Below are 19,106 nucleotides of genomic sequence, written 5' to 3' on the forward strand. Positions count from 1 at the left end.
GGGCAACCTTGTAGGTGAGAGGATGGGGGACACCGGCCGAAGCTGGGGCAAAGGTTCTCTTTACGGCCGGTAGCGCCTACGATCCTCTGCGGACTGTTCCGGCACATCAGGAGAACGACGTGCGCTTGCGTCTCACGCCGCGTGAGGACAGCTTCTACGACATGTTCGCCGATTCGGCGAACAACCTGGTCACCGGCGCCAGGTTGCTCGTGGAGCTCATCAGCGACGGCGCTGACCGGGAAGCGATCGCGGAGAAGATGCGCGCCTGCGAACATGCGGGCGACGAATGCACTCACGCGATCATGCGCCGGCTGAACGAAACGTTCATCACCCCGTTCGACCGCGAGGACATCTACCGACTGGCCTCGACGATCGACGACGTGATGGACGAGATGGAAGAGGCCGCCGACCTCGTCGTGCTGTACAAGATCGAGGAGTTCCCCAAGGGCATCGTCCACATGGTGGAGGTCCTGGAGCGGGCCGCCGAGCTGACGGCGGAGGCCATGCCCCGGCTGCGCTCCATGAAGGAGCTCAACGAGTACTGGATCGAGATCAACCGACTGGAGAACCAGGGCGACCAGGTCTACCGCAAGCTGCTGGCGCACCTGTTCAGCGGCGAGTACGACACGCTGATGGTGCTCAAGCTCAAGGAGGTCATCGACCGGCTGGAGGACGCGGCCGACGCCTTCGAGCATGTGGCCAACACCGTCGAGACCATCTCGGTCAAGGAATCATGAGCACGTCCGGGGAGCCGGGCGTGACCACCGTGACCGAGGACGGGCCGACCGGCGCCGACCAGACGCTGGGCGAGCAGGCCACCCGGCGGGTGCCGGGCAAGGCGTGGCTCGGCCTGCTGATCGGCATTCTGCTGGTCATGGCGGCCGGCGCGGTCGGGCTGCGGTCCGACGCGCAGGCGGCGGTGCTGGTGCTGGTCGTGGTCATCGCGCTGGTGTTCGACTACACCAACGGGTTCCACGACGCGGCCAACGCGATCGCGACGGCGGTGTCCACCCGGGCGCTGACGCCGCGGGTGGCGCTGCTGATGGCCGCGGTGATGAACATGCTGGGCGCGCTGCTCGGCGTCCAGGTGGCCAAGACGGTCAGCGAGGTGATCACGCCGCCGAGCGGGCTGCACGGGCTCACCGTGCTCGCCGCCGGAGTACTCGGCGCGATCACCTGGAACCTGATCACCTGGTACTTCGGGCTGCCCTCGTCGTCCTCGCACGCGCTGATCGGCGGGGTCGTCGGGGCCGGGCTGGCCTCGGCGTCGAAGGTCAACTGGACCAGCGTCGTCGACAAGGTCGCGGTGCCGATGGTGGTGTCGCCGATCGTCGGCTTCGTGCTGGCGTACCTGGTGATGGTGGCGATCCTGTGGATCTTCCGGCGGTCCCAGCCGGCCCGGGTGGGCCGCCGCTTCCGCATCGCGCAGACCCTGTCGGCGTCCTCGCTGGCGCTCGGGCACGGTCTTCAGGACGCGCAGAAGACCATGGGCATCATCGTGCTCGCGCTGGTCACCACCGGCCACTCCGACGGCGGCTCGGTGCCGCCGTGGGTGATCGTCGCGTGTGCCGGCGCGCTGTCGCTGGGCACCTACGCGGGCGGCTGGCGGATCATGCGGACGCTGGGCCGCAAGGTGATCGAAGTGGATCCGCCCAAGGGTTTCGCCGCCGAGGCGACCGCCTCGGTGGTCCTCTACGTGACCGCCTACGTCTGGCACGCTCCAATCTCCACCACCCACACGATCACTTCGGCGATCATGGGGGTGGGCGCCACCAAGCGGCTCTCCGCCGTGCGCTGGGGCGTCGCGGGCAACATCGTCGTCGCGTGGGTGCTGACCATGCCGATGGCGGCGGCCGTGGCCGCCGTCGTCTACTACCTGGTCCATATGTTCGGCGCCTGACGCCGGCCCCGCGCCCTGGCGGCCCGCCCTCCTCGGCGGGCCGCAGGGACGCGCGGGACCGGCGCGGGGGCACTTGCCGGCGCGGGTCATCCGCGGGGCGGGGGTCACTTGCCGGAGATGCGGTCCAGGGCCGGCGGGGTGATGGACGGGTTGGCGGCCAGGTAGGCGACGAAGCCGTCCAGGTCGATCGGGCCGAGGACCTGGTCCTTGCCCTCGGTGAAGGTGCTGAAGCCGTCGCCGCCGCCGAGCAGGAAGTTGTTGGCCGCGACCTTGTAGGTGGCGGCCGGGTCGACCGCCGCGCCGTCCACCGTGATGGCCGAGACGCGGTCGCCGACCGCCTTGGACCGGTCGATGGTGAAGCGCAGGCCCGCCGACGGCTGGAGGATCTTCTCGCCCGCGGCCGTCCACTGCTGCTCCAGCAGCGCGTCGAGCTGCGCGCCGGTCAGCGAGGTCATACCCATCACGTTGCTGAACGGCTGCACGGCGAACGCCTCGCCGTAGGTCACCACGCCGTCCCCCTCGGAGCCGCTCGCCTTGTAGACCAGGTCCGCGCGGACGCCGCCCGGGTTCATCAGCGCGACCTGGGCGCCCTGCTCCTTCATCGAGGCGAGCTGGGCGTCGGCGACGACGTCGCCGAGGGCGGTCTCGCCGGACGCGGACGGGGCCCGGGTCAGATCGGCGGTGATCTTCCCGATCGGCTTGTCGGCGATGGTGGCGACCCGCTCCTTCCAGGTCTGGACGAACCTCTCGGTCTTCGGGTCCGCCGGGACGTCCCGGGTGACCACGTGGTTGTCGCCCTTGAGGGTGGACCGGACGATGTCGCCGGTCCGCCTGTCCACCTTGAAGTCGACCTGCGTGATGACGCGCCCGAACGAGGAGCCGGACGAGTACAGCCGCGGCCGTCCCTTCGGGTCCGTGACCGAGCACACGTACTGCTGGTGGGTGTGCCCCGACAGCACGACGTCGATCTCAGGGTCGGCGTCCTTGGCGATGCGGGTCCCGGCGCCCGGCTCCACGCCGCACGCGTCCGGCCGCTGGCCCGCCTTCACCTGGTCGCCCTCGTGCACGAGGAGCACCATCGCGCGCACGCCGCGCTTCTTCAGCTCGCGGGCGGACCGGTCGGCGGCGGCGACCTCGTCGTCGAACCGCAGGCCCTTGATGCCCTCGGCGGTGACGATGGACGGCGTGGTCTTGGTGACGACGCCGATGAACCCGATCCTCACCCCGTTCACCCGGCGGATCGTCCAGGGCTTGAGGGTCGGCTCGCCGCCCTTCTCCGTCAGGACGTTGGCGGCGAGGTAGTCGTACTTCGCGCCCTTCCACCTGCCGGCGGGCGTGCAGCCGTCCTTGGGGTGGCAGCCGCCGTTCTGGATCCGCTGGAGCTCCTGGTAGCCCTCGTCGAACTCGTGGTTGCCGACCGCCGACGCGGTCACCCCCATGGCGCCCATGAACTGCACGGACGGCTCGTCGTGGTAGGCGGCGGAGATCAGCGGGGACGCGCCGATCAGGTCGCCCTGCGCGACGGTGAGGGTGCGCCGGTCCGCCAGCCGCTTGAGGTGCGTGGCGATGTAGGCGGCGCCGCCCGCCGGGACCGCCGCGCCGGTCTCGTCGATGGCGGTGCCGGAGCTGCCGGCCGGCGGCTCCAGGTTGCCGTGGAAGTCGTTGAGGGACAGCAGCCGCACGGACGCGGTGGGGGCGGGCCGGGCGGCGGCCGGCTGCGCGGCCAGGCCCGCGGCCGTCAGCCCGGCGGCGCAGGCCGCGGTGAGGCGTCGTCGAGTCATTCCGGCACGATAGGAGGGCTCCGGCATACGGTTCCCCGCGACATCATGACGGTTCCGTGATGGTTCGGTCAGCGGTGGGGGGACCGCCCGGACGGATCGCGCGTCCCGCCGCATAGGCTGGCGATCATGAGTGAGTCGCGGGTGCGGGAGCGCGGGGCGCTGGAGAAGCCGGAGATCGCCCAGGTGCTGGCGCTGGTGGACGAGGCGGACTCCGCCGACGGCGTCGGCCCGTTGTCGGAGCACGGGCTGCTGGGGCTGCGCTCCGGCGGACCCGGCCTCACGATCGACCTCGACGGCGCGATCGTCGCCTATGCCCGCCTCGATCCGGCGACCCCGGAGGAGAGCGCCGCGGGCGAGTTGGTCGTCCATCCTCGGCACCGCCGCCGCGGGTACGGCCGAGCCCTGCTCCGCGCGCTGCGCGCCGAGGCGGGCGGCCCCCTGCGGGTGTGGGCGCACGGCGACCTGCCCGCCGCCGCCAAGCTCGCCGCCGCCGAGGGGCTGGGCCGCGCCCGCGCGCTGTTCCAGATGCGCCGTCCCGCCGCCGCCCCGCTGCCCGCGGCCACCATCGCGGACGGGGTGCTGATCCGCGCGTTCGAGCCCGGACGGGACGAGGAGGCGTGGCTGGAGGTGAACCGCCGCGCGTTCGCGGACCACCCCGAGCAGGGCGCCTGGACGCTCGACGACCTGAACCGGCGCGAGCGGGAGGAGTGGTTCGACCCGGCCGGCTTCTTCCTCGCCGAGCGCGGCGGCCGGACGGTCGGCTTCCACTGGACCAAGACGCACCCGGACGGGACCGGCGAGGTCTATGTGGTCGGCGTCGACCCGTCCGCGCAGGGCCTCGGCCTCGGCCGCACGCTGACCCTGGTGGGCCTGCACCATCTGCGCGACCGGGGCGTCCCGCAGATCATGCTGTACGTGGACGAGTCCAACATCGCGGCCGTCCGGCTGTACGAGTCGCTCGGCTTCACCCGGTACGCCGTGGACGTCATGTACGGAACGGACCCGTCCGGCGACAGGTGATCCGGGCCGCTGCACGCCCCGCGGCGCTCTGAGACCCGGCCTCAGGGGCCAGGGCGCCGGCCCAGCGGCAGTTCCAGCGGCAGCTCCTCCCCAGCTCCTCCCCAGATCCGTCCCTCCAGGATCTGCTTGTACCGAGTGGGCCACTCCAGACCCCCGGACGCGTACCCGCCATGCGCCTGAAATGTCCGGTATATCGGGTGTTGTGTAGGGCCTGAACTGCGGTGTTAACCCGGTGGCCACGGCCAGGCGGGGCACTCTTCGCGGCTCTGCCCGGCTCGGTTCATGTTCCGTTCACCTGGATCAGGGTGAGTGGACATCTCCCCTGCTTAGCGTCGCATCCGACGGTCCCCCCATTACCTGGACAAACTGCTCCGGCTACCGGACGGGGAGCCGCCCGACGAAACTTAGAGGAGACCCTCCGGTGAAGAACGGTTCTCGACTGGCCGCCCTAGGCGGTGTGGTCGTCGCGGGGGCGCTGGCCCTTACCGCGTGCGGGAGCGACAACAACAACTCCGGCCCGAGCGCGAGCAGCGCCCCGACCGGCGACATCGACTGCGCCAAGGCGACGGTCAACGCGGCCGGCTCGAGCGCGCAGAAGAACGCGATCGAGGAATGGACCAAGATCTACGCGCAGAAGTGCGCGGGGGCCAACCTCAACTACAACCCGAGCGGATCGGGCGCCGGCATCCAGGCGTTCACCTCGGGGCAGGTCGCCTTCGCGGGCTCGGACTCGGCGCTCAAGCCCGAGGAGGTCGCCCCCGCCAAGCAGCGCTGCCAGGGCGGCAACGCGCTCAACCTGCCCATGGTGGTCGGCCCGGTCGCGGTCGTCTACAACGTGGCCGGGGTGGACGGACTCAAGCTCTCGCCCGAGACCATCGCGAGCGTCTTCGCGGGCAAGATCAAGACCTGGAACGATCCGGCGATCGCCAAGGAGAACGAGGGCGCCAAGCTCCCCGCCACCGCGATCAAGCCGGTCTACCGTGCGGACGAGTCGGGCACCACCGACAACTTCACCGACTACCTGCACACGACCGCGCCGAAGATCTGGACCTGGGAGAAGGCCAAGAAGTGGCCGAACGCCACCGGCCAGGGCGCCAACAAGTCCGACGGCGTCTCGTCGCAGGTGAAGAGCACCGCCGGCGCGATCTCGTACGTGGAGATGTCCTACGCCACCTCCAACAAGCTCCAGACCGCGCAGGTTAAGAACGGCGCCGGTGAGTACACCGAGCTCTCGCCGGACAGCGCGTCCAAGGCCGTCGCGGGCGCCGAGGTGGTCGGCACCGGCAACGACGTCGCGCTGAAGATCGACTACACGACCAAGGAGGCGGGCGCCTACCCGATCGTCCTGGTGACCTACGAGGTCGCCTGCGAGAAGGGCCTGCCCGCCGAGCAGTCCAAGTTCGTCAAGTCGTTCCTCACCTACACCGCGAGCGCGGACGGCCAGAAGATCCTCAACGACCTCGGGTACGCACCGCTCCCGCAGAGCGTGCTGACCAAGGTCCAGGCGTCCGTGCAGGCCCTGTCCTGACCCTTGACCACGACCCCAGCAGCCCCGTCGCCGGAGGAACCGGCGGCGGGGCCGGTCTGGGTTCCGCCGACGGCCCCCGAGGAGGACCCCCCGTGAGCAGCGACACCGGCGTCGAGACGCACGTCGGCGCCAGACATCGCGCCACCGGCCGGCGCATGAGCACCGGACGCGCCGGTGACAAGATCTTCGTCTCCGCCGCCCGCGGCTCGGGCATCCTGGTGCTGGTCATCATGGCGGCCATCGCGATCTTCCTGATCTGGAAGGCCGTCCCGGCGCTCCAGCGGAACGAGGCGAGCTTCCTCACCGCCGAGGAATGGGACCCGAACGCCCTGCCGCCGCGGTTCGGCATCGCGCAGCTCGCCTTCGGCACCGTGATCTCCTCGCTGCTCGCGCTGGTCATCGCCACCCCGGTCGCGATCGGGATCGCGCTGTTCACCTGCTTCTACGCGCCGCGCCGGCTGTCGGCGCCGCTCAGCTACGTGGTCGACCTGCTGGCCGCGGTGCCGAGCATCGTGTACGGGCTGTGGGGGCTGCTCCTGCTGTCGCGGCACATGGAGGGCGTCAGCTCGTTCCTCAACACCGCGCTCGGCTGGATCCCGCTGTTCGGCGGCGACAGCCCCGGCCGCAACTCGATCTTCACCGCGGCGGTGGTGCTGGCCATCATGATCCTGCCGATCATCTCCTCGATCTCCCGCGAGGTGTTCGTCCAGGTGCCGCGGGCCAACGTGGAGGCGGCGCTGGCGATCGGCGCCACCCGCTGGGAGACGATCCGGCTCGCGGTGCTCCCGTACGGCCGGTCCGGCATGATCGGCGCCTCGATGCTCGGCCTCGGCCGCGCGATGGGCGAGACGATCGCGGTCGCGATGGTGCTGACCTTCGTGCCCGGCATCAACATCCACATCCTGGAGGACGGCGGCAGCACCTTCGCCGCCAACATCGCCAAGAGCTTCGGCGAGGCGAGCGTCACCGGCCGCGGCGCGCTGATCGCCTCCGGCCTGGTGCTCTTCGTGATCACCCTGCTCGTCAACATGGCCGCTCGGGCGGTCGTCGCCCGCCGCAAGGAGTTCGTGTGACCTCCCTGTCCACTTCGAAGCAGCCCGCCGCGAGCGGGCGCGGCTCGCTCGGCTCGGTGTCGCTCGGCCGCAAGGTCAAGGACCGGACCGTCCAGGGGCTGGTCTACCTCGCGTTCCTGCTCGCGCTCGTCCCCCTCGTCTCGGTGCTGTGGACGGTGCTGAAGAACGGCCTGGGCCGCTTCGACGCCACGTTCTTCCAGTTCTCCATGAACGGCGTCGCGGGCAAGGACGCCGGCGGCGGCGCCTACCACGCCATCGTCGGTACCCTCGAACAGGTCGCGATCAGCACCGTCATCGCGGTCCCGATCGCCGTGCTCACCGCCGTCTACCTGGTGGAGTACGGCGCCGGCGGCCGGCTCGCCCGGGTGATCAGCTTCTTCGTGGACGTGATGACCGGCATCCCGTCGATCGTCGCCGGGCTGTTCGTGCTGGCCCTGTGGCTGCTGGCGCTCCAGTTCTCCTTCTCCGGCTTCGCCGGCGCGCTCGCGCTGACCATCCTGATGATCCCGACGGTGGTCCGGGCGACCGAGGAGATGCTCAAGCTGGTGCCGAACGACCTGCGCGAGGCGTCCTACGCGCTGGGCGTCCCGCGCTGGCGGACGATCTGCTTCGTGGTGCTCCCGACCGCGCTGCCCGGCATCCTCACCGGCGTGATGCTGGCCGTCGCCCGCGTGATGGGGGAGACCGCGCCGCTGCTGCTGACCATCTTCGTGACCAAGGCGATCAACACCAACCCGTTCGCGGGCCCCCAGGCGTCGCTGCCCACCTTCATCTGGGACCAGGCCGCCGACCCGAACCAGAACTCCATCGACCGGGCCTGGGCCGGCGCGCTGGTGCTGATCCTGATCATCATGCTGCTCAACCTCGCCGCCCGGCTCGTCGCGCGGCGCTTCAAACCGGCCGGCCGCTGACCCGGGCCGCCGAGCCCGTCCCCGACCCCTGCGAACGACCCGAACAGGAGCATCCTCCCCATGGCCAAGCGGATCGAAGTCTCCGGACTGCACGCCTACTACGGCGGCGTCCACGCCATCGAGGACATCTCGATGACGGTCGAGCCGCGCTCTGTGACGGCGTTCATCGGGCCGTCGGGCTGCGGCAAGTCCACCTTCCTGCGCACCCTGAACCGGATGCACGAGGTCATCCCCGGCGCCCGCGTCGAGGGCAAGGTGATGCTCGACGACGAGGACCTGTACGCCTCGTCGGTCGACCCGGTCGCGGTGCGGCGCGTGGTCGGCATGGTGTTCCAGCGGCCCAACCCGTTCCCCACCATGTCGATCTACGACAACGTCGCCGCGGGCCTGAAGCTGAACGGCGTCCGCAAGAAGAGCAGCCTCGACGAGATCGTCGAGGAGTCGCTCCAGGGCGCCAACCTCTGGAACGAGGTCAAGGACCGCCTCGCCAAGCCCGGCGCCGGCCTGTCCGGCGGCCAGCAGCAGCGCCTGTGCATCGCCCGCGCGATCGCCGTCCAGCCCCAGGTGCTGCTGATGGACGAGCCGTGCTCGGCGCTGGACCCCATCTCCACCCTGGCGATCGAGGACCTCATCGCCAAGCTGAAGAGCCGCTACACGATCGTGATCGTCACGCACAACATGCAGCAGGCCGCCCGCGTCAGCGACCGCACCGCCTTCTTCAACATCGGCGGCACCGGCGAGCCCGGCCGGCTGATCGAGATCGACGACACCAGCAAGATCTTCACCAACCCGGAGCAGAAGGGCACCGAGGACTACATCACCGGCCGCTTCGGCTAGTCGGGGAGCTGGTAAGAACCGCGTCGTGAGCCCCAAACGGCGTTGATCTTGCTGAAGTTCTCCACGCAGCACGGGCGCTTCCCGCGAGGACGTTCGGAGCTGGCCGACGAGGTCGTCGAGCATGTGGCCGAGCAGGCCCAGGTGCCTGCCGCGGAGCTCGGATTCTACGAGTGGTCCGGTTCCACGATCGAGTCACCGCAGTCAGATCCGCACGCACCCGGGCTTTCGTGTCTGCACGACCGCGGACGCGGCGAAGGTCACGGTGTGGCTGACCGAGAACGTCGCTCACGCCGAGCGTCGATCGGAGCGGGTTCGGGAAGAGTTGCTCAAGCATCTGCGTAAGGAGCGGATCGAGCCGCCGACTTCGGGGGCGGGTCTCCCGGATCGTGGCCTCTGCTCTGCACAACGCGGAGGTCACGTGGTCGGCGCGGATCGCCTCGCGGCTGAGTCCGGCGGCCACGCAGCGCATCTGCGCCCTGGTCGGCACCGGCGATGACGCCGACGATGAAACCGGCGCGGCGGAGGAGCACGCGGCCGAAGGGTCGATGGCCGCGGATGACGCCGGCTCCAGCGTGCTCGCGCTGGTGAAGTCGGCTCCGGGCAACGTGAGTCTGGAGTCGATGATGACCGAGATCCGCAGGCTGGAAGCGGTGCGGTCGATCGGGTTGCCGGAGGGATTGTTCGCCGATGTGGCGCCCAAGGTGCTGGCGGCCTGGAGGGCTCGGGCGGCGGTGGAGGCTCCCTCCCACATGCGCACCCACCCGCGCGAGCCGCCAGACACCGGTCGGCACCCCGACCGGGGACCTTTCGGATCGGGGCGCGTAGCGAGGTCCGGGCTGTGACGTGCATCGGTAAGCGGTTCTGGCGGACTTTGTGTGATGCCCGGTTACGGACGATGTTGAGGTTCAGTCGCAAAGGTCCCAGCGGTAAGGCGAACCACCGTGCGCCCGACCTCTCGCGCGGCCGATCGCTACGACCAGGGGCTGTTCAGGATTGAGAGCGTGGGCGTGAACCTTCTTGGGGCCGGCTGGCAAAAGAGAGGTGTTGTTGCCAGCGATCAAGGAGGGCCGGTCTGTGAAGAGCGACGCAATGACCGCTGTCGGGGAGGTCTTGCCGAGCAGTGACGCCGAGGAGATCGAGCGTTCCTGGCGGGAGCCGGAGCGGTTCGCCGTGCTGTTCGACCGGTACGGCGCGCAATTGCATCGGTACGCGGCGCGCAGGCTCGGGGACGGCGAGGCCGACGACATCGTTGCTGAGACGTTCCTGGTGGCGTTCCGGCAGCGGGCCGGCTACGACCTCGGTCGCGCTGAGGCGCTGCCATGGCTGTACGGGATCGCCTCCAACCTCATCCGCAGGCATCGACGCGCCGAGGTGAGCCGCTATCGGACGTTCGTTCGTACCGGAGTGCTGCTGGACGCGGCCGTCGGCGTCGCCGAACGGGCGGTCGAGCGGGCGAGCGCCCAGATGAGCGGGCGCCGGCTCGCCCAGGCGATCGCGGAATTGCCGACCCGCGACCGGGACGTGTTGCTGCTGGTGGCGTGGGCCGACCTGTCCTATGAGCAGGTCGCCGACGCCCTGGGGCTGCCGGTGGGAACGGTCCGGTCCCGGCTGCACCGAGCCCGGACAAGGGTGAAGCGGGCACTCGGCGGAGTGAATCCGACTTCCGTCCATGACCAGAAGGGAGACATCAAGTGATGAATGACCTGAATGAGGTGCGGGAGTTGTGGAGCGAGGCCGCCGAGCCCAGCGCCGCTCGGCTGGCCGCGGTCCGGGAGCGGCTGCTGGAGGAGACACGGTCCGGGGAACAGCCGGACGGCGTCCGTGTGCGCAGGCCACGGCGTGTGTGGGCGATCCGGACGGCGGTGGCGGGCACGCTGGTCGCGGCGGCGACCGCCGGCGTCGTCGTGTTGCCGAGCGGGGACGGTCCCGGTCCAGCGCCGGCCAACGCCGCCGAGCTGCTCACCCGGGCCGCCGCGGCGGCGGGCGACGGCCGGGACATCGAGCCGCGTCCCGGCCAGTTCGTGTATCAAGAGTCGACCGCGCTGGAGCTGGCGACGGGCAATGACAACGACACGGCCCCCTGGTTCCGCAAGGTGCGTTACCAACAGTGGCAGCGCGCGGATGGCGCGGTACCGGTCTATCGCCGGACCACGTTGCTCGGGGTCGTGCCACTGCGGGGTGGGAAGGTGTCCTCCCGGACAATGCAGCTCGCGCGCATCGATACGGGCGGGCGGTTCCTGCCGTGTGCCTCTCAGCCCACCGAGCCGAACGCGCCGTACGCCGCGCACGCGAAACTGCCCACCGACCCGGCGCCGCTGCGCAGCGCCTTGGCCGCCAGGGTGGACGCAGGGCAGCGGGCGGAACTCACCCAGGACCAGGCCGTGTGGGTCAACCTCACGGGGCTGGTCTCCGCGCCGACGCCGTCCAAGGTCCAAGCGGCGCTGTTCACGGTCGCCCGCCAGATCAAGGGAGCGCGCCTGTCCGGCGGCACCACCGACGCCGCCGGGCGCCCGGGACTCGCGGTGACATTCGACGCCCGGCCCGGAGAGCGCGAGGACCTGATCTTCGACGCGAAGACCTACCGCCTTCTCGGCCACCGCAGCGTGTGGACGGGCGCCGGCGACACCCCGCCCTCCGGCACCACGACCGGAGACGTCGCCGTGACCAAGACGTCGGTCGTCGACAGTCTCCCGGCGGGGGTGTCCACCTCCGGCCACACCTGCCCGGCCGCATCCGGCGGCTGACCGATCGGCTGGAGAGGGTCGCGGGGGGTCCTGGCGCTACGCGGCCCTCATCAGGCACCGGCCCGCCGCGCCCACACCCAGGAACGGGCGCGGCGGGACCGGCGGCACTCGAGCGCATAGTCACGCCTTTGCACGTAGTGCCCGGCCTGCCCGGCCTGCTCGCCGATCACCTGCGCACCGCCGGCGACGAGGCCGTTCGCCGGGCCATCGACGCCGGGCGGACCATCCGCCGCGGCCAGGGCCACTCGGTCCGCGTCACCGCCACGCTCGCACTGCACCGCGCCGCTCTGCAGCAGAGCGCGGCCCTGGCCGCCGAGGCCGCCGGACCGGCCGCGCGCAAGGCTCACCGGGAGGCGAGCCCCATCGGCCAGATCGCGAAGCGATGTCGCGCTCGCCCGAGCACAGTCGGCGTCCGAGCCGCCAGGCGAGGGCGCCGGGCCGGACTTTGAAATACGGGTTAGTTGGCTTCCCCGCCACACGAAGGACATGCGGTCTGGATCATCTGAGTCGGTACGCCGCCGCGCACGTCCCCGCCCAGGCTGATCACGCGCCCGGTGCCCAGGCACTGAGGGCACCCGGACACGCGATCCCCGCCAGGCTGATCCCATGCCGGGGTCGCCGTCATGGGATGGACGTCTTCGGACTCGACCTCATCGCGCGTGGCCGGTTCGTTGTCGTCGCCCACATAGCCGAGGCCCCGACAGAACAGGCACGACACCGTCAGCGGCCCGAACTTCTGCTCACCGGTACCGCTGCAATCGGGGCACTCAAGGCGATCGGTCATACCTTGCCCGTACCGCTGCAAACCACGCATGTGATCTCACGCGTCGTGCCGTTGTTGCCGACCTCTTGCTTGCCCGTCCCCTTGCATGCGGAGCAGTCCACCGTCTTCCCGTGCTTGCCCATCGGTCATCGTCCTTCTGTCGGAGGGGAGCCGTTGCCGTTCATCTTTGCTCCACTCACGCCGACGAGCCAGCCACAACGCGGGTACGTCCGCCATACCCTCAGCGACCACGAGCCTGATATATCCGGTGCCTGAGAGGGGCGTCGATCCGCTCCGCCGCTGTCGTGGCATCCCCACGAACGCACGGAACCCCCGGCAACGACCAGAGGTGGCGTCCGGGGGTTCGTGTGCTGTGGCTTAGACCGTGTCCTCGCGCTTGAGCCGCGCGACCAGGGCGCGCCAGTCGTCCGGGGAGAGCGCGAGGCGCGGGCCGTCGGGGTCCTTGGAGTCCCTCACGCCGACGTTTCCCGGAAGCGGCGCAACCTCCACGCAGTCACCGCCGGTCGTGTTGCTCCGGCTCGCCTTGCGCCAAACGATCATGTGTAACTCTCCAAAGCTCTGCGAACCAGGTCCCGGCTTGGCCCGATCGGTGCGGCAATGTCGCTGATTCGGTCGTACCTTACTGCGAAGCGCTGCACGTCCGGCGCGGAGAGCATGAGCCTGCCTTTCTCCGGCGCGTCCGCGAAGGCGATATCTCTATCATCCACCGTAAGGAGCTTGAACGAACCGTCTAGGCCGTTGTGTGCCCCGGTCTCACGCTCAAGGACTCGAAGCCTGACGCCCGGGTTCTCTGAGATCTCAAGGAGACGCGTCAGTTGGCCGTGCATGACCTCAGCGCCGCCCACGGGTTGCGCGAGCACCACCCAGTTGAGCACGACGGAGATCAACGGGGTCTTGGCCTTCTCGAAGACGGCCGCCTGTCGGGCAAGTCGTTTCGCAAGAGCTTCCTCAACCCCGTCGATGAGTCCCGAGGTGAGCGCGGCCCGCGCGTACTCGGGAGTCTGTAGCAGTCCAGGCACAAGCATCGCTTCCCACATCCGGTGACGCGTTGCTCTTTCCTCGTACTCCGTGAGGCCCGTGAACCAGTCGCCGTCATCCGAGGCTTCCGCCAAGTGCACGAGCGTCGCGAACTGATCCTCTGTCTCCCACAGCTCATCGATCTTGGCCGCGTACGGCGATGAGAGATGCAGTCTCCCGTGTTCAACCCGGGAAACATAGGAACGGTCGCAGCCGATGAGTCCCGCCAGCTTGTTGCCGGACAGCCCTCGTGCTGTGCGCTGCCGACGCACCTCAACGGCGATGTAGTGCCAGAGTGAACGGCCCGGGTCCAGCTCGTCACTAACAGTCACGACAACTCCCAACGTTTCGCGTGTTCCGGGAACGTAGCGAAGATATCCCGGAGGAGCGCATCCTGTCAGTCCGCAGAGGAGATCTCCTGGACAGCTAGGACGTGATCATGGGAGTGCACAGAGCCGAAGGTCCCTACCGATCCCGACCCGCCACGAGCGCGCCCGGCGCGAAGCCCGATGAGGACCCGGACGAGGGCATCGCGACACCGGCGGCCGGTGAGTCGACGGGGCGGTGGTACGAACCCGAGAAGAACCTGACGACGCAAACGTGGGAGGCGCATCTACGTCGTCCCCTGACGCGCGCCGAACGGGAGGACGGCCTTCTCTCGGTCGTGGCGGGGTTGTCCGAAGCCGAGGTCCGCAAGTTGATGGCCTGGCAGGACGACCGGGAGAAGACCCGTCCCCGGACGCAGGTCAGCCGTCAGCGGATTAGCGGGTCGTGGTGACGATGTCGGCCTTGGTCGATCAGGTCTTCGTGTCGATGCTGGCGGCGAGCCTGAGTTGTGGGGCGGTCGGCTTCCTGGTCGGCGCGTGGACTGTCCTGGTTCTACGCCGGCGTCCCACCCGCCGCCCCGTCGCTCGGCACGCGCACCGGCCGATGAGCGTCACTGTCGCCCGGCCCGCCAGCGGAGTCGTAGGCACCCAGGTCTTCTGTCCGGCGCCGCACCCCGACGGAACGCCCTGCATCGCATGTTCGCCCGATTCACACCGTGACCGACGCCGCCGGGGCTGACCGCCTCACACTCCTCCGGGCCGACCTCGCTCACACCACGCCTAACAGTGGTTCAGCGGAGTGCTCTACCCCCAGACCGGGGTCGGCCCGGCCGGAGGCGGTCCTCGCTTCCGGCTACCCCATTTTCCTGGGGGGCGACCCCCAGACCCCCGTCGAGGGGCAGGCGGTCCTCGCTTCGCTCCGGTCCGGCTACCCCCTTTTTTTCCTGGGGGGCGACCCCCAGACCCCCGTCGAGGGGCAGGCGGTCCTCGCTTCGCTCCGGTCCGGCTACCCCCTTTTTTTCCTGGGGGGCGACCCCCAGACCCCCGTCGAGGGGCAGGCGGTCCTCGCTTCGCTCCGGTCCGGCTACCCCACGGGCGCGGTGGCCTCTTCGGTCTCGCCGGGGCGGTGGTCCGGGACGAAGCGGTAGCCGACGTTGCGGACGGTGCCGATGAGGCTCTCGTACTCGGCGCCGAGCTTGGCCCGCAGGCGGCGGACGTGCACGTCGACCGTGCGGGTGCCGCCGAAGTAGTCGTAGCCCCAGACCTCCTGGAGGAGCTGGGCGCGGGTGAAGACGCGGCCCGGGTGCTGGGCCAGGTACTTCAGAAGCTCGAACTCCTTGAACGTCAGGTCGAGAACCCGGCCGCGCAGCCGCGCGGTGTAGGTCGCCTCGTCGATGGTCAGCTCGCCGCTGCGGATCTCGCCGGGCACCTCGTCGGCCTCGGCGACCGCGGCGGCGCGGCCGACCGCGAGCCGGAGCCGCGCCTCGACCTCGGCGGGGCCGGCGGTCTGCAGCAGCATGTCGTCCAGGCCCCACTCGGGGCTGAGCGCGGCCAGGCCGCCCTCGGTGACGATGCCCAGCAGCGGGCAGTCGAGGCCGGTGGTGCGCAGCAGCCGGGACAGGCTCTTGGCCTGGACCAGGTCGCGGCGGGCGTCGACGAGCACCACGTCGGCGGGTGGAGCGTCGATCAGCGCGGATCCCTCGGCCGGAGCGACGCGCACCGAGTGCAGCAGGAGCCCGAGCGCGGGCAGGACTTCGTCGGAAGGCTCCAACGCGTTGGTCAGCAAGAGCAAGCTGCTCAAGTGCCGCCTCCTCGTCTAAAAAGACGTAGGACCCAGGCGGCGGCTCAGCTGCGAGCCCGGCAACGGCCATCGGCTCGACGGCGAGGTGACCACGCAGGGCTGTCAGCTGAACTCCATGGCCTCGTCGCCCGGATCCCTCAGCCAAGAGCATATCCGAGGTGGCCATCGAGGCAATGGCGGGTTCGCGTCCAGATGACGAGAGCCTCGGATGAGACCCTGGGGAAATGGCCAAGGGAACGATCCGGTACTGGGCCGCGGCCAAGGCCGCGGCGGGCGTCGGCGAGGAGCCGTACGACGCGGTGACGCTCGCCGACGCGCTCGCCGAGGCGGCCCGGCAGGACGGGCGGGACGGGCACTTCCGGCGTGTCGTGGAGCGCAGTGCCTTCCTCGTCGACGGCGACCCCGTCGGCGGCCGGCCGCACGGGGCGATCGCGCTTCCCGAGGGGGGAGTGGTCGAGGTGCTGCCGCCGTTCGCCGGTGGTTGATGTCACATTGATCCGGTTCGTCCGGGTGATCGGGCCCCGGACGATCTCACTCCAGGGGGCGACTGCACCGGATCCCGGCGCGGACTAAGGTTTGGCGACCGCGCCATCGCCTGGAGGTAGAAGATGCGGAAGGTACTGCTGGTCCTGGTGATCCTGCTGGCCGTCGGGCTGGTGGCGGCCGACCGCCTCGGTGTGCGGGTGGCCCAGAACGAGATCGGCAAGCAGGTCGCCGCGCAGTACCAACTGTCGCAGCGCCCGGACGTGACCATCCACGGGATCCCCTTCCTCACCCAGGCGGTCGGCGGTGACTACGACAAGATCGACGTGGCCATCGGCGACTGGACCGAGCAGGGTGTGACGGTGCACGGCGTCAAGATCGAGATGCGCGGGGTGAACGCGCCGCTCTCCCAGGTGACCTCCGGCAACGCCGAGAGCGTCACCGCGCGCACCGCCACCGCCTCGGCCGTCCTGCCGTACAGCGTGATCAAGGAGCGGGCGCCCAAGGAGGTCAAGGGGATCGCGCCGAAGGGCGACGACCTCCAGGTCGAGCTGACCGGCGCCGTCCTCGGCTTCCCCGTCACCGGAACGGCGATCGTCAAGGTCAAGCCGACGGCGAAGGGCATCTCGATCACACCGGTGTCGGTGGGCTCCAACGGCAGCAGCCAGATCCCGCTGGCCCTGGTCCAGCGCCAGCTCACCTGGACGGTCCCGGTGGCGAACCTGCCGGTGGGCTCGCGCATCACCGCCATCCAGCCCACCCCCGAGGGGCTGCGCGTCGCCGCCACCGCCGACAACGTCCGCCTGAACGACCTGCCCAACGCCTGACGGACGTCCGCGCCAGAAGTGTCCGCACGCAGGCGCGCGTCGATCGGACGCGATCCTTGTGAACCGGACGGGACGCGTGTACGTGTCAGTGGTGTGGGTCCCACCGCGGACGAGGGGTTGCTCCGCGCCCTGTACAGCGAGCATGGCGGTCCCCTCCTCGGTTACGTACTCCGGCTGACGGGTGGCGACCGCCCGCAGGCCGAGGACGTCGTGCAGGAGACGCTGCTGCGCGCCTGGAAGCACCCGGAAGCGCTCGTGGCGCGTCCCGTACGGCCGTGGCTGTTCACCGTCGCGCGCAACCTGGTGGTGGACGCGCACCGTGCCAAACGGTCCAGGCCGCCGGAGACCGGCATCGACGAGCAGGCGCTGATGACGGCGGCCGGGTCGGACGACATCGAGCGCGCCCTGGAGTCCTGGACGGTCGCCGAGGCCCTCGCCGATCTCAGCCCGACGCACCGGGCCGTCCTGGTGGAGACGTTCTACCGGGGCCGCTCGGTGGCCGAGGCCGCCCGGACGCTCGGCATCCCGCCCGGCACCGTGAAGTCCCGGACCTACTACGCCCTGCGGGCGCTCAAACTCGCACTGGAGGAGCGGGGGCTGGCTCCATGACCGACTGCGCAGAGGCGCGTACCTCGCTCGGCGTCTACGTCCTGGGGGCGATCGACCCGGCCGAGCGGTCCCGGCTGGAGGCGCACCTGGAGACCTGCCCGGTCTGCCGCGACGAGCTCGCCGGCCTGGCCGGGCTGCCCGCGCTGCTCGGACGGGTCGACGAGGCGCAGCTCACCCAGGTCGCCGGCCCCGAGCCCGAGCTGCTCGAGGGGCTGCTGGCGCGGGCGGCGGCGGGCCGGCGGCCGGCGCCGGCGCGGTGGCTGCGTGTCGCGCGTCCCTGGTGGCCGCTGGTCGCGGTGGCCTGCCTGCTGCTGGTGGTCGGCGGGCTGCTCGGCGGCCTCGTGACGGCCAAGGCGCAGGGCCACCGGGCCGCGCCGCCGTCGCCGGCATCCGCGGTGCCCGCGCCCGGCGGCTCGGCGTCCGGCGTCCGGGCGGGCCGGACCGAACGGCTGGCCGCGGAGGACGCGAAGACCGGGGTGAGGGGCTACGTCCTCCTGCACGAGAGGCAGTGGGGGACGAGCCTCCAGCTCTTCCTGGCGGGAGCGAAGAAGGGCTCGCACTGCCGGTGGAGCGTGATCGCCCGGGACGGCCGCCGCGAGCCGCTCGGAAGCTGGTACGTGCCTTACGGCAAGGGCTATGGGGAGTACCCCGCGTCCACCATGTTCCGGCGTGACCAGCTCTTCTCGTTCGAGATCGTCTCCCTGGACGGGCAGCCCCTGCTCACCATTCCCGCGTAACCTGCGGGCTTGCGGAAGAAGTCCGCGGTGAGGCGGGTTGTAGGGCGATGGAAGGTGCACTGGTCGCGGCGGCGGTGCTCGTGGCGGCGACGGCGTTCGGGCTGATCCGGCGGCGCCGCGACGGGGTGCTGCGCGCGCGGGGAGGGGATGGCGACGTGAGCGAGACCCTCGGGTCCGGCGACCTGGGTGCCGAGCTCGGCGAGAAGGCCACCCTGGTCCAGTTTTCCAGCGCGTTCTGCGCGCCCTGCCGTGCCACCCGCCGGGTGCTGGACGAGGTCGCGACGATGCTCGACGGGGTCGCCCACGTCGAGCTGGACGCCGAGGACCATCTCGATCTGGTCCGCAGGCTGAACGTGCTGCGGACCCCCACCGTGCTGGTGCTGGACGGCGCCGGCCGGATCGTCCGCCGGGCCGCCGGGCAGCCCCGCAGGGCCGACGTCATCGCGGCTCTCGGCACCGCCATCACGTGAGCGGCAGCCGGTTGACCTGCGTGAACGGATTTGTCACTGTCTCGAAAGGCGAGACGGATGTGACAGCGCCGCGGTTGTCGGCTTACCATCAGGGCGTGCGTACCCGGACAGAGCAGATGCTCACGAAGCGTCGGGCGGTCGACTTCTGCCGCCTGGCCGCCTCGCTCTGTCGCACGGCCTGAGGCATCGAGCCCGACCGACCCCGAGCATTTCGACATCACGCTCGTACGCACTCTTCTTTCTCCGCCAGGAGCACCC

General features: G+C 70.4%; 23 protein-coding genes. 17 read left to right on the plus strand and 6 right to left on the minus strand.

What is annotated here, in order from left to right:
* Window positions 1–119 precede the first annotated feature (119 nt).
* Window positions 120–737 carry a DUF47 domain-containing protein gene (locus OHA34_RS26675; RefSeq protein WP_285938836.1) on the plus strand — a complete coding sequence of 206 codons (618 nt, stop codon included), beginning with the start codon at window positions 120–122 and terminating at the stop codon, window positions 735–737.
* Window positions 734–1,900, plus strand: a complete 1,167-nt coding sequence (locus OHA34_RS26680; RefSeq protein ID WP_432763034.1) for an inorganic phosphate transporter — start codon at window positions 734–736, stop codon at window positions 1,898–1,900. The genes OHA34_RS26675 and OHA34_RS26680 overlap by 4 nt, the downstream gene beginning before the upstream one ends.
* Window positions 1,901–2,004: 104 nt before the next feature.
* On the opposite strand, the gene OHA34_RS26685 is transcribed toward OHA34_RS26680, so the two are convergent.
* Window positions 2,005–3,681 (minus strand): bifunctional metallophosphatase/5'-nucleotidase, encoded by a 1,677-nt coding sequence (locus tag OHA34_RS26685; RefSeq protein ID WP_329519259.1) that lies wholly within the window; start codon window positions 3,679–3,681, stop codon window positions 2,005–2,007.
* Between the two features lie 126 nt (window positions 3,682–3,807).
* Here OHA34_RS26685 and mshD point away from each other — a divergent pair, with 126 nt between their 5' ends.
* The 8 genes from mshD (at window position 3,808) to OHA34_RS26725 (ending at window position 11,794) form a co-directional block, all read left to right on the plus strand.
* A complete protein-coding gene (mshD, locus tag OHA34_RS26690; protein WP_329519260.1) occupies window positions 3,808–4,701 on the plus strand; it encodes a mycothiol synthase in 894 nt (297 codons plus the stop codon).
* A gap of 421 nt (window positions 4,702–5,122) precedes the next feature.
* Window positions 5,123–6,229 carry a phosphate ABC transporter substrate-binding protein PstS gene (gene pstS / locus OHA34_RS26695; protein ID WP_285938833.1) on the plus strand — a complete coding sequence of 369 codons (1,107 nt, stop codon included), beginning with the start codon at window positions 5,123–5,125 and terminating at the stop codon, window positions 6,227–6,229.
* 56 nt (window positions 6,230–6,285) lie between these two features.
* Window positions 6,286–7,302: a phosphate ABC transporter permease subunit PstC gene (gene pstC, locus OHA34_RS26700; protein WP_432763051.1), complete on the plus strand. Its 1,017-nt coding sequence runs from the start codon at window positions 6,286–6,288 to the stop codon at window positions 7,300–7,302.
* A gap of 5 nt (window positions 7,303–7,307) precedes the next feature.
* Window positions 7,308–8,213 (plus strand): phosphate ABC transporter permease PstA, encoded by a 906-nt coding sequence (gene pstA / locus OHA34_RS26705; protein WP_285940063.1) that lies wholly within the window; start codon window positions 7,308–7,310, stop codon window positions 8,211–8,213.
* Between the two features lie 60 nt (window positions 8,214–8,273).
* Window positions 8,274–9,050 carry a phosphate ABC transporter ATP-binding protein PstB gene (gene pstB, locus OHA34_RS26710; RefSeq protein WP_285938832.1) on the plus strand — a complete coding sequence of 259 codons (777 nt, stop codon included), beginning with the start codon at window positions 8,274–8,276 and terminating at the stop codon, window positions 9,048–9,050.
* A 386-nt stretch (window positions 9,051–9,436) separates the two neighbouring features.
* Window positions 9,437–9,892 (plus strand): hypothetical protein, encoded by a 456-nt coding sequence (locus OHA34_RS26715; RefSeq protein WP_329519261.1) that lies wholly within the window; start codon window positions 9,437–9,439, stop codon window positions 9,890–9,892.
* A gap of 247 nt (window positions 9,893–10,139) precedes the next feature.
* A complete protein-coding gene (locus tag OHA34_RS26720) occupies window positions 10,140–10,745 on the plus strand; it encodes an RNA polymerase sigma factor (RefSeq protein WP_285938830.1) in 606 nt (201 codons plus the stop codon).
* Entirely contained in the window at window positions 10,745–11,794 is a 1,050-nt protein-coding gene (locus OHA34_RS26725; protein ID WP_329519262.1) for a CU044_5270 family protein, read from the plus strand. The genes OHA34_RS26720 and OHA34_RS26725 overlap by 1 nt, the downstream gene beginning before the upstream one ends.
* A gap of 50 nt (window positions 11,795–11,844) precedes the next feature.
* Here the strand turns inward: OHA34_RS26725 and OHA34_RS26730 are convergent, their stop codons facing one another.
* The 4 genes from OHA34_RS26730 to OHA34_RS26745 form a co-directional block, all read right to left on the minus strand.
* Window positions 11,845–12,141, minus strand: coding sequence for a hypothetical protein (locus tag OHA34_RS26730; protein ID WP_285938828.1), 297 nt, complete (start codon window positions 12,139–12,141; stop codon window positions 11,845–11,847).
* Window positions 12,142–12,251: 110 nt separating this feature from the next.
* Window positions 12,252–12,578 (minus strand): hypothetical protein, encoded by a 327-nt coding sequence (locus OHA34_RS26735; RefSeq protein WP_285938827.1) that lies wholly within the window; start codon window positions 12,576–12,578, stop codon window positions 12,252–12,254.
* Window positions 12,579–12,935: 357 nt separating this feature from the next.
* Window positions 12,936–13,118 carry a DUF397 domain-containing protein gene (locus tag OHA34_RS26740; RefSeq protein ID WP_285938826.1) on the minus strand — a complete coding sequence of 61 codons (183 nt, stop codon included), beginning with the start codon at window positions 13,116–13,118 and terminating at the stop codon, window positions 12,936–12,938.
* Entirely contained in the window at window positions 13,115–13,927 is an 813-nt protein-coding gene (locus OHA34_RS26745; protein WP_285938825.1) for a helix-turn-helix domain-containing protein, read from the minus strand. The genes OHA34_RS26740 and OHA34_RS26745 overlap by 4 nt, the downstream gene beginning before the upstream one ends.
* A gap of 107 nt (window positions 13,928–14,034) precedes the next feature.
* Here OHA34_RS26745 and OHA34_RS26750 point away from each other — a divergent pair, with 107 nt between their 5' ends.
* Window positions 14,035–14,373 (plus strand): hypothetical protein, encoded by a 339-nt coding sequence (locus OHA34_RS26750; RefSeq protein ID WP_329519263.1) that lies wholly within the window; start codon window positions 14,035–14,037, stop codon window positions 14,371–14,373.
* Between the two features lie 632 nt (window positions 14,374–15,005).
* Here OHA34_RS26750 and OHA34_RS26755 read toward each other — a convergent pair.
* The gene (locus OHA34_RS26755) at window positions 15,006–15,722 is read right to left on the minus strand and encodes a winged helix-turn-helix transcriptional regulator (RefSeq protein ID WP_285938823.1); all 717 of its coding nucleotides are present in this window, start codon (window positions 15,720–15,722) and stop codon (window positions 15,006–15,008) included.
* A gap of 224 nt (window positions 15,723–15,946) precedes the next feature.
* Here OHA34_RS26755 and OHA34_RS26760 point away from each other — a divergent pair, with 224 nt between their 5' ends.
* The 6 genes from OHA34_RS26760 (at window position 15,947) to OHA34_RS38585 (ending at window position 19,030) form a co-directional block, all read left to right on the plus strand.
* The gene (locus OHA34_RS26760; protein WP_285938822.1) at window positions 15,947–16,207 is read left to right on the plus strand and encodes a MoaD/ThiS family protein; all 261 of its coding nucleotides are present in this window, start codon (window positions 15,947–15,949) and stop codon (window positions 16,205–16,207) included.
* A 123-nt stretch (window positions 16,208–16,330) separates the two neighbouring features.
* Entirely contained in the window at window positions 16,331–17,032 is a 702-nt protein-coding gene (locus OHA34_RS26765) for an LmeA family phospholipid-binding protein (protein ID WP_329519264.1), read from the plus strand.
* A 93-nt stretch (window positions 17,033–17,125) separates the two neighbouring features.
* Window positions 17,126–17,641, plus strand: coding sequence for a sigma-70 family RNA polymerase sigma factor (locus OHA34_RS26770; RefSeq protein WP_285938820.1), 516 nt, complete (start codon window positions 17,126–17,128; stop codon window positions 17,639–17,641).
* Window positions 17,638–18,378, plus strand: a complete 741-nt coding sequence (locus tag OHA34_RS26775) for an anti-sigma factor family protein (RefSeq protein WP_329519265.1) — start codon at window positions 17,638–17,640, stop codon at window positions 18,376–18,378. The genes OHA34_RS26770 and OHA34_RS26775 overlap by 4 nt, the downstream gene beginning before the upstream one ends.
* A 47-nt stretch (window positions 18,379–18,425) precedes the next feature.
* Window positions 18,426–18,848, plus strand: coding sequence for a TlpA family protein disulfide reductase (locus tag OHA34_RS26780; RefSeq protein ID WP_329519266.1), 423 nt, complete (start codon window positions 18,426–18,428; stop codon window positions 18,846–18,848).
* Between the two features lie 116 nt (window positions 18,849–18,964).
* Window positions 18,965–19,030 (plus strand): putative leader peptide, encoded by a 66-nt coding sequence (locus OHA34_RS38585; RefSeq protein ID WP_373293669.1) that lies wholly within the window; start codon window positions 18,965–18,967, stop codon window positions 19,028–19,030.
* The last annotated feature ends 76 nt before the right edge of the window (window positions 19,031–19,106 follow it).

The organism is Spirillospora sp. NBC_01491 (assembly GCF_036227065.1).
Taxonomy (GTDB): Bacteria; Actinomycetota; Actinomycetes; order Streptosporangiales; family Streptosporangiaceae; genus Spirillospora; species Spirillospora xylanilytica.